Genomic DNA, 9842 nt, shown 5'->3' on the forward strand with positions numbered 1-9842 from the left:
TTCAGCGAAAGCAAAGAAATTAGATCGGGGATGAAGACCTTCCACTGAATAAAGTTTCACTTTATATCGTACCTTTTAGAATGGTTGATATGTTGTGTCGAAGCGCCGATATATTTTAAAAAGCGCTGATGTGTATATGAATACTATTGTGCTGAAAATGCTATGATTTCTTCATATACATGTTCTGGCTTTTCCTCTGGTAGCAAGTGTCCTGTATTTTCGTATGAAATAAATGTAGAGTTTGGCAAGTCTTTGTGTAGCCGGTGCCCGACATGAACAGGAACAACGCGGTCTTTTTCACCCCAAATGAGTAAGGTTGGGGTCTCGATCTTTCGTAATTCAGCTGATGATAAATCTCCTTCTCGGTCCCGGATCATTCGCGTTAAAGCAGGGAAAATGCGGTTATCATAAAAGGGAGCAGCGTACCCTTCCATCATTTCATCATCAATTAAAGAGTGGTCATGAACGACATTCATTAAATTATGAACGATGCCTCTTCTTATAATCCAATTTTTTACGTATAAATGAAAGAACGGTAAATAGGAAGAGTAGATGAGCGGAAACTTTGCTCGTGTTAAGTAGCTTGAGCTACATAGTAAGATTGTTTTTGTAATTAAATCAGGACGTATGCGATTCACATAGAGTGAGATTTGTCCGCCCATTGAATGACCGACTAGCACAATGTTTTGGAGTGCTAAGTGTTCCATTAAATCGATAATTATAGTTGCTAAATTATGATAGGAATATATAAATTGGTTGGACTTATCACTTTTTCCGAACGGTGGTAAATCAAGTGCGACAACCGTTCCTTCTTTTGCAAGCAGTGGGATAAGTCGTCGGTAACTAAATGAGGATGAGAGAAAACCGTGAACGAGTACAAAAGTTGGTTTTTCCTCATTACTCTGGTGTTCATACAATTCGTAATGAACAGTAGTGCCGCGAGTGGAAAAAGTGAAGTAGGGATGCTCTAGCTCATGTTTCATTTTCTTTCACTCCATTGATTTTTTTCATATCATCTCCTAGTAGAAAAAGATTTATGTTAACAAAAAAAGGCAAGATGGGGTCCATCCTACCTTTTTCAGTGCTAAGTGTTATCCTCGTACAATATTAGGCGGTGTTTTTCCTTGTAACCCTGCAACTAAATTTTCTGCAGCAGTCATTGCCATTTGGTGTCTTGTCTTTAATGTCGCAGATCCGATGTGCGGCAGCGTAACGACGTTTGTTAAAGATAATAACGGATTATCTTTTTCGACCGGTTCCTGTGTAAATGTATCGATACCTGCTGCAAAGATTTTCTTTTGTTTCAGTGCGTCGATTAATGCAGGTTCATCAACTGTTTTCCCGCGGGAAGCATTAATGAAAATAGCTGTTTCTTTCATTAATGAAAATTCCTTTTCTCCAATGAGCTGATATGTTTCTTCTGTTAATGGCGTTAAAAGAACAATGAAATCAGATTGCTTTAGTAGTGTGTGTAAATCACAGTACGCGGCATCAAATTTTTGTTCGGCCTCTTCCTTACGACGCCGATTATAATAAAGGACATTCATATCAAATCCAAATTTTGCGCGCTTGGCAACAGCTTCTCCAATTCGCCCCATTCCAATAATCCCAATTGTACTATGATGTACATCCAGTCCGAAGTGCTTTTTTGTAATTTCGGCATTCCAATTACCGTCTTTTACATAAGAATCAAGTTCACATACGCGTCGTCCGGCTGATAGCATAAGAGCGAAAACAAGATCGGCCACTGTATCATCTAATACATATGGAGTATTCGTTCCAATCACGTTTCTGCCCTGCATCGCTTCTAAATCAAAGTTATCATAGCCAACAGAAATGTTGCTCACAACTTTTAAGTGAGGAGCTGCTCGCAATAACTCTTCGTCGATTTTTGTCCCAAAGTTAAGCAAGCCATGTTTATCTTTTATTTTTTCTAATAGAACTTCACGAGGAATCTTTTCACTACTATCCCATTTTTCATATTCACAATGCTCGGAGAGATATGTTTCTACAAATTTTGGAACGCGTTCAGCGATATATACTTTTGGTTTCACGGTTTCCGCCCCTTTCTTTTTTATTTTCACATAATTCTCTAAAAAAATCTTCTTTTCAAACATAAAAAGGTGTCTGTATAATTTAAAAACAAACAAAAGGAAGGATGAAGAATATGGTAACTGAAAAAGAATTAGAATTATTAGCTTGTCTTGAAAAAAGTAGTCGTTTATCCGTAGAAACTTTAGCAAAAATGTTAAATATAAAAGTAGAAGCAGTAAAAGAAATGGTTGAGAAATTAGAAAGAGAAAAAATCATTGTTGATTATGTTACACATATAGATTGGACAAAAGTAAAAGAACATAGCGGTTTAACAGCTATGATTGATGTGAAAGTTACACCGAAGCACGGTGTTGGCTTTGATTCTGTTGCAGAACAAATTTACCGTTATTCAGAAGTGAAATCGGTTTATTTAATGTCAGGGACATACGACCTTTCTATTACGTTGGAAGGAAAAAGTATGAGTGAAGTGGCAAGTTTTGTTTCTGAAAAGTTAGCAACAATTGAATCAGTTGTGTCAACAACAACACATTTTATTTTGAAAAAATATAAACATGAGGGACTTATTTATGACAAAACTGATGATGATAAACGGATTGTGGTGGCACCATGAAGCAGTTTGAACTATCAAGAGCAGCAGAATCTTTACAACCATCCGGTATCCGTAAGTTTTTTGACTTAGCGGCAGGTATGAAAGGTGTTATTTCACTAGGGGTGGGAGAGCCGGATTTTGTTACACCATGGCATGTGAGACAGGCATGTATTCGTTCGTTAGAAGAAGGATACACAGCATATACTGCGAATGCAGGATTATTAGAGTTACGTCAAGAAATAGCAAAGTATCTTCAAAAGCAATTTCATGTTTCCTATAATGCAGATGAAGAAATTATTGTTACAGTTGGAGCGAGCCAAGCGTTAGATGTTGCGATGCGCGCTATTGTAAATCCTGGCGACGAAGTGATCATCATTGAACCGAGCTTTGTATCATATGGCCCACTTGTTACATTAGCTGGAGGAGTGCCAGTTCCGGTAGCAACTTCATTAGAGGATGCATTTAAAGTACAGTCGGAGCAAATTGAAGCAGCGATTACAACAAAAACAAAAGCAATTTTACTTTGTTCTCCAAATAATCCAACAGGAGCACTTTTAAACAAGTCTGAATTAGAAAAGTTAGCAGTAATCGTTGAAAAGTATAATCTCATTGTACTATCTGATGAAATTTATGCGGAGCTTGTATATGACGAGGCTTATACGAGTTTTGCGAGCATTAAAAATATGCGTGATCATACGATTTTAATTTCAGGATTTTCAAAAGGATTTGCGATGACTGGATGGCGCCTTGGAATGATTGCGGCTCCTGTCCACTTTTCAGAGTTGATGCTGAAAATTCATCAATATTCAATGATGTGCGCACCAACGATGTCACAATTTGCAGCATTAGAAGCGCTTCGTTTTGGAAATGATGAAGTCATTCGAATGAGAGAAAGTTATAAAAAGCGCCGTAATTTTATGACGACATCGTTTAATGAAATGGGCTTAACGTGTCATGTGCCAGGCGGAGCATTCTATGTGTTTCCTTCGATTTCTTCAACAGGATTATCCTCAGCAGAATTTGCGGAACAATTATTGCTAGAAGAAAAAGTTGCAGTTGTACCTGGAAGTGTGTTTGGTGAGAGCGGTGAAGGGTTTATTCGATGTTCATATGCAACTTCGCTTGAACAATTAATGGAAGCCATGAAGCGAATGAAACGATTTGTAGAAAATAAAAAAAGGACAAAACAGAATACGTTTTGTCCATAAAAGGGGGGGAATACTAGAAAGCCATGTGTTAGTATTCTATCCCAATATTTGAAAATTATACTTACTAAAGGAAACTTTTTCATGAATTTTGAATGAAATGGGAGCTAGTGGTATAATTTACTAATATAGAGTGAAGTTTTTCTCAAGTGGGATATTTCTTTCCGCTTGGGAATGAGTCTTCACCAATTGGATATTTATGAGCAGTTACTCACTTTGCGTATACATGCGTTTAAATGTTGAGGTGGGTACTTTTACTGCAACCTGCAAATAGCAGGGAAACTGGTAAACGTATGGGAGTGTTTCATATGTCAGAACAATACACAACAGGAGTGGTTGTAAAAGGGAAAGTAACTGGAATTCAAGATTACGGTGCATTTGTAGCATTGGATCAAGAAACACAAGGACTTGTGCATATATCTGAAATTACAAATGGGTATGTAAAAGATATTCATGATTTTTTAAAGGTTGGAGATATAGTAGAAGTAAAGGTACTTTCAATTGATGAAGAACACAGAAAAATGAGTTTATCGTTAAAAGCAGCAAAGCGTAAGCAAGGAAGAATTATCGTACCAAATCCATCTGATAAAGGATTCAATACGCTTCGCGAGAAGTTAACAGAGTGGATTGAAGAATCACAGTTAACAAAATAAAAGAGAGTCGCTAAATTAGCGATTCTCTTTTATTTTATTATGATATATATTAGCAAATATGATTGCATGCAATCATATTCGTATGTCGGATGGGAAGTGCGAAGTCCGTGCTTCGCTTATTATCGAACTTCGCGTGTTTCTGGGTGTGTTCCGAGATTTTCGGATGGTTTAAATAATAAACCAAGGTTAATCAGCCCAGAAATACCAACGATACCGTAAATGATTCGTGCAAGTGCTGAACTTTGCCCACCGAAGATAGCTGCTACTAAATCAAATTGAAAGAATCCAATTAGTCCCCAGTTGACGGCACCAATTACAGTGAATACTAAAGCAATACGTTGTAAAGTACTCATCTTGAGTAATCCTCCTTAAATTTGAAGCATAAGCAAGCCTTTAGTTTTCGTGAGTAGTAAGAATCCACCTATATGAGGTTGGTGGGTATAAAGCGAAATCCGAAAATGGAAGTGCGCCTTCTACAACTTAACTCTCTTATAGAATGACTCTCCTTTGTTGTTTTTATACACAAAAAATATTCATTACAGGATGTATATACATCTATACTTGAAAATGCGAATTTTTATGCAAAAAATGAACTTTTTTTAAAAAATACATATTGGTTACGTTTACAATTCTCCAATTGCTTGATTTACAATCCCAGTTTCGCTAAAGTGAATACAGAAATACATATACATAATTGGAGGGAAAAAAATGAGCACACATGTGACGTTCGATTATTCTAAAGCGTTATCGTTCATCAGTGAACAAGAACTAACTTATTTACGTGATGCAGTAAAAGTATCACACCATGCAATCCATGAAAAAACTGGAGCTGGGAACGATTTCCTTGGGTGGGTAGAGCTTCCGCTTCAATATGATAAAGAAGAATTTGCTCGCATTCAAAAAAGTGCAGAGAAAATTAAAAATGACTCTGACATTTTACTTGTTATAGGTATTGGTGGTTCTTACTTAGGAGCACGTGCAGCAATTGAAATGTTAAACCATTCTTTCTACAATACGCTTTCTAAAGAACAACGCAAAACTCCACAAGTGCTATTTGTTGGACAAAACATTAGCTCCACTTATATGAAAGATTTAATGGATGTATTAGAAGGTAAAGATTTCTCCATTAACGTTATTTCCAAATCAGGTACAACAACAGAACCTGCAATTGCATTCCGTATTTTCCGTAAATTGTTAGAAGAGAAATATGGAAAAGAAGAAGCGCGTAGACGTATTTATGCAACAACTGATAAAGCGCGTGGTGCTTTAAAAACATTAGCTGACGAAGAAGGATACGAAACATTCGTAATTCCAGATGATGTTGGCGGTCGTTTCTCTGTATTAACACCAGTTGGTTTATTACCAATTGCAGTGAGTGGTTTAAATATTGAAGAGATGATGCAAGGTGCAGCTGCCGGACATGATGACTTTGCAAAATCTGAGCTGGAAGAAAACCCTGCTTACCAATATGCAGTTGTACGTAATGCTCTATATAATAAAGGAAAAACGATTGAAATGCTTGTTAACTATGAGCCAGCACTTCAATATTTTGCTGAGTGGTGGAAACAACTATTTGGCGAAAGTGAAGGGAAAGATCAAAAAGGAATTTTCCCATCTTCAGCAAACTTCTCTACTGATTTACATTCATTAGGTCAATACATTCAAGAAGGACGTCGTGACTTATTTGAAACAGTTCTTAAAGTAGGAAAATCTACACATGAACTAAAAATTGAATTAGATGAGAACGATTTAGATGGTCTGAACTACCTTGCTGGTGAAACAGTAGACTTCGTAAACACAAAAGCATACGAAGGTACATTACTAGCTCATAGTGATGGCGGGGTACCAAACTTAATCGTAAACATTCCAGAATTAAATGAATACACATTCGGTTACCTTGTATACTTCTTTGAAAAGGCATGTGCGATGAGCGGTTACCTATTAGGTGTAAATCCATTTGACCAACCAGGTGTAGAAGCATACAAGAAAAACATGTTTGCTCTTCTTGGAAAACCAGGATTCGAAGAATTAAAAGCAGAATTAGAAGAACGTTTGAAGTAAGAAAAGCGGAAGCGGCTTGCTCAGAACCGCAAGGTATTGGAGTTCTCGACGAAGAAGTGTTTTTTACTTCGACCGAGAGAGCGAAATGACCGGAGGCTCTAGCCGCTGTAGCTGGATAAAGAAAAGAGGAAAAAGCTATCGGGATAGTCCCGATAGCTTTTTTTATTGGAAAGATTGGGATGAGACTTGTCAAATGTTACTGAATAGTCGATAAGTTGTGTCGAATCGCCGATATATCGATATTAGAACAAATACGAATCGGGCATGCTAAGGAAAAAGTCTAGGAAGGATGAATAGCTTGATTCGAATTCAATCAAATTTAGAAGGCCATACATATGCCCTTTTTAAATTAGAAGAAGTATTAAAACCGCTTGGTTATAGTATCGGCGGCAATTGGGATTACGACAAAGGATGCTTCGATTATAAAGTAGATGAGGAAGATGGGTATCAATTTTTAAGAGTACCATTTACAGCAGTTGAAGGAGAGCTGGATGTACCAGGAGTAGTTGTTCGCCTTGATACACCGTATCTTCTTTCACATGTATACCAAGACGAACTGGATGATCAGGTAAATACATTAGCAGTTGGAGCAAGTGGGTTAGATCAATTTGCAGAGCCACAAGATGCAGATGGGAATATAAAAAGAAAATATATTGATATTGGAAAGGCATTAGTAAAAGAGTTGGAAAAGCATCTCATTAATGTTTAATTACGATAAATACGTCGCTTTCAATAGTAACGAAGGAATGAATGGGATTGATGTGATATTGTTCATTCCGCTGTACACCTAGCAGTAGGGTGCCTTGTTTTAAAAGGAGGCTACTGCAAGCTTCGAAAGTTTTTCCGCTATAAGATGTAGGAACAGTCATCAGCTGCAATTTACTTTCCGAGATTTCATTATAAAGTGTAAATAATACACCTGAAATAGAAGGGAATAAAAGAGATGCAGTAAAGACGTAGCTTGTTAATTTATTTCCTTCTATAATTTCTGTCGCTCCCGCTCTAGTTGCATTTTGAACTTGTTCAGAAGTGAGTAGTTCAGCGATACAGTGAATATTTGGATTCAGTCCTTTAGCAGTTAAAATGTTTAAAATTGATTGTGTGTCAGCTAAGCTTTCATTTTTTTCTTTATCTGCCGTTATTAAAATCGTATGGGCTGTTTTAATATTTGCTTTTAATAAAGTTTGATCATGGTGTGGACATCCTTTAATAAACTCTAAGTGATGGAAAGGTTTTGGAAGCAAGGAAAGGGTTTCGTCGATGAGTACGATATCAAGGTCTGGTTGTAACACATGCATTTGGCTCACGACTTGTTTTGCACGCTCATTCCAGCCGACAATAATCATATGACCATGACAAGAAGCAGCTTCTTCGCCTTTAATTTTCATATATTGCTTACTAATCATTTCGGTAGCGAATAATACCATATAATAGGAGCAGAAACCTGTGCCTAATAAAATGAGAATCATGCCTGTAAGTTTTCCTGCAGGTGTATGTGGAACGTAATCACCGTAACCGACAGTAAAGGTTGTAACAAGCGCCCACCAGATTCCATCAAACCATGTAGAAAAGTAAGTGGGTTCTAATTTATATATTAGAAAACCAAAAACAGTAATAAGTACAACAATGAAGCTAATTAAGCGGAAAATAATGGAGTCGCGAAATACATCTACTAGGTTAGCTCGTGATTTCAAACTTATATTCCTCCTCATTTTGTATAGCTACATTGTTACCATTATGAAAAAAAGAAAAACTCTCTGTTTTGTAAGAGAGTTTTTTCAGTAGTTCATAAGGAATACTACATACTTTCAACTTCCGTTTGCTGTACACTTTCTAAATGTTGCAGCGCATAATAGACGTCAGCTGTATGTCTTTTTTGATCGACAGACAATTTTAGTTGTAAAAAGTGTGAACCATTTTCTAATGTTTTGAGTTTCATGTTTTTTACTTTTATGTCCATTGCTTTTATTTCTTCAATAACAATAGGGATATTGTTCATATTGCTTACAACAAGTTTGACAGCGATATCTCGTTGCCGGAGTGACCTAGGACCTAAAACTTTCATTGTTAATGGAATGAGTTCGACGCTAATCATAAGAAAACACATGCCGAAAATTGCTTCAAGATAAAAACCAGCCCCCACAGCGATTCCAATACCGGAAGCTCCCCAAATCATAGCGGCGGTAGTTAAGCCTGCGATACTGTCATTTCCTCTTCTTAAAATAACACCGGCACCTAAAAAACCAATTCCAGATACAATTTGAGCTGCAAGGCGAAGGGGATCCATGTTGATATGATCTGTATGAGGTAAGTTATAAGCTGATTTAATAGAAACAATCGTGAGGAGACAGCTAATAATTGAAATGACTAAGCACGTTTTTAAACCAAGTGGTTTTCTTTTCAATTCACGTTCTAACCCGATAGCAAATCCTAAAATAGCAGAGAGACCTAACTTGATTAGTAAATCGGTATAGTCCATATGTATATTCCTCCTTGTAAGTTTGTTCGATGTAGTGGTGATGACAATCTATCAATAGAAAGTTCATCTTATAAAGTTGTGAATTGTATCTTTGTAAAGAATATGGATAAGAAGTTATAAACGCGTTGAGACGAATTGAAATGTAGAGAAAAACTGTGTTGATGGAAGATAGGCTGTATGTAAAGAAGAATATTCTATATAAATACAAATTGAAAAACCGACACAAACCTTTTTTAGGTGGGAGAGAGAATCCATCCATGCATAGAAGCGGTCAGCCCCTCTTCCAACCCCATGCCAAGTGAAAGTAAAGAGAGGAACCGAATGCAGGTCACTTCTTGTTCTGTAATAGCAATGATTTATATGTTGGAAAATCAAAATGGATATATATTATATTAATTATATGACGTGAATAGAGAAACTTGGCTATTTTTTATAAAAAGTTTTAAAAGGGTGTTGCATTTCATTTTTCTACATGCTATATTAATAACCGTCGCTGATGCGAAACAGCAGAAAGCGAAAAAAGAAATTAAAAAACTTAGTTGACATCGAAAAACGAAGATGTTAACATAAGGAAGTCGCAAATGAGCGGCATACGAGTTCTTTGAAAACTGAACGAAACAAACAACGTGAAACGTCAATTTTTATTTTAGATGCTAGACAAACTAACTTTATTGGAGAGTTTGATCCTGGCTCAGGATGAACGCTGGCGGCGTGCCTAATACATGCAAGTCGAGCGAATGGATTAAGAGCTTGCTCTTATGAAGTTAGCGGCGGACGGGTGAGTAACACGTGGGTAACCT

The 9842-nt window shown here is 36.8% G+C and carries 10 protein-coding genes and 1 rRNA gene; 6 read left to right on the forward strand and 5 right to left on the reverse strand.

The features are described from left to right. Nucleotides 1–143 precede the first annotated feature (143 nt). Together C564_RS0126845 and C564_RS0126855 are read right to left on the reverse strand one after the other, a co-directional pair. Entirely contained in the window at nucleotides 144–983 is an 840-nt protein-coding gene (locus C564_RS0126845) for an alpha/beta fold hydrolase (protein WP_006096364.1), read from the reverse strand. Nucleotides 984–1091: 108 nt separating this feature from the next. Then, complete coding sequence (locus tag C564_RS0126855) at nucleotides 1092–2084, reverse strand: 2-hydroxyacid dehydrogenase (protein ID WP_026008722.1); 993 nt, start codon at nucleotides 2082–2084, stop codon at nucleotides 1092–1094. Nucleotides 2085–2167: 83 nt separating this feature from the next. On the opposite strand from C564_RS0126855, the gene C564_RS0126860 reads away from it, so the two are divergent. From C564_RS0126860 to yugI, 3 genes are all read left to right on the forward strand, one after another. Next, entirely contained in the window at nucleotides 2168–2665 is a 498-nt protein-coding gene (locus C564_RS0126860) for an Lrp/AsnC family transcriptional regulator (RefSeq protein ID WP_003201624.1), read from the forward strand. Beyond that, on the forward strand, nucleotides 2662–3852 hold the full coding sequence (locus C564_RS0126865) for an aminotransferase (protein WP_018767502.1): 1191 nt from the start codon (nucleotides 2662–2664) through the stop codon (nucleotides 3850–3852). Before C564_RS0126860 ends, C564_RS0126865 begins: the two co-directional genes overlap by 4 nt. 305 nt (nucleotides 3853–4157) lie before the next feature. Next, nucleotides 4158–4502: a S1 domain-containing post-transcriptional regulator GSP13 gene (gene yugI / locus C564_RS0126870; RefSeq protein WP_018767503.1), complete on the forward strand. Its 345-nt coding sequence runs from the start codon at nucleotides 4158–4160 to the stop codon at nucleotides 4500–4502. Nucleotides 4503–4621: 119 nt separating this feature from the next. Here the strand turns inward: yugI and C564_RS0126875 are convergent, their stop codons facing one another. Continuing rightward, complete coding sequence (locus C564_RS0126875) at nucleotides 4622–4855, reverse strand: DUF378 domain-containing protein (RefSeq protein WP_003201633.1); 234 nt, start codon at nucleotides 4853–4855, stop codon at nucleotides 4622–4624. Nucleotides 4856–5210: 355 nt separating this feature from the next. Here C564_RS0126875 and C564_RS0126880 point away from each other — a divergent pair, with 355 nt between their 5' ends. Both C564_RS0126880 and C564_RS0126885 read left to right on the forward strand, forming a co-directional pair. After that, a complete protein-coding gene (locus tag C564_RS0126880; RefSeq protein WP_003201635.1) occupies nucleotides 5211–6563 on the forward strand; it encodes a glucose-6-phosphate isomerase in 1353 nt (450 codons plus the stop codon). Between the two features lie 298 nt (nucleotides 6564–6861). After that, nucleotides 6862–7272, forward strand: a complete 411-nt coding sequence (locus C564_RS0126885; protein WP_018767504.1) for a YugN-like family protein — start codon at nucleotides 6862–6864, stop codon at nucleotides 7270–7272. Here C564_RS0126885 and C564_RS0126890 read toward each other — a convergent pair. After that, nucleotides 7262–8257 carry a potassium channel family protein gene (locus C564_RS0126890; protein WP_018767505.1) on the reverse strand — a complete coding sequence of 332 codons (996 nt, stop codon included), beginning with the start codon at nucleotides 8255–8257 and terminating at the stop codon, nucleotides 7262–7264. The two genes, C564_RS0126885 and C564_RS0126890, sit on opposite strands and share 11 nt — an antisense overlap. Nucleotides 8258–8361: 104 nt before the next feature. Further along, a complete protein-coding gene (locus C564_RS0126895; RefSeq protein ID WP_003201638.1) occupies nucleotides 8362–9042 on the reverse strand; it encodes an MgtC/SapB family protein in 681 nt (226 codons plus the stop codon). 668 nt (nucleotides 9043–9710) lie between these two features. Here C564_RS0126895 and C564_RS0126900 point away from each other — a divergent pair. Further along, a 16S ribosomal RNA gene (locus C564_RS0126900) occupies nucleotides 9711–9842 on the forward strand; the annotation flags it as partial.

The organism is Bacillus sp. 105MF (assembly GCF_000374885.1).
Classification (GTDB): domain Bacteria; phylum Bacillota; class Bacilli; order Bacillales; family Bacillaceae_G; genus Bacillus_A; species Bacillus_A pseudomycoides.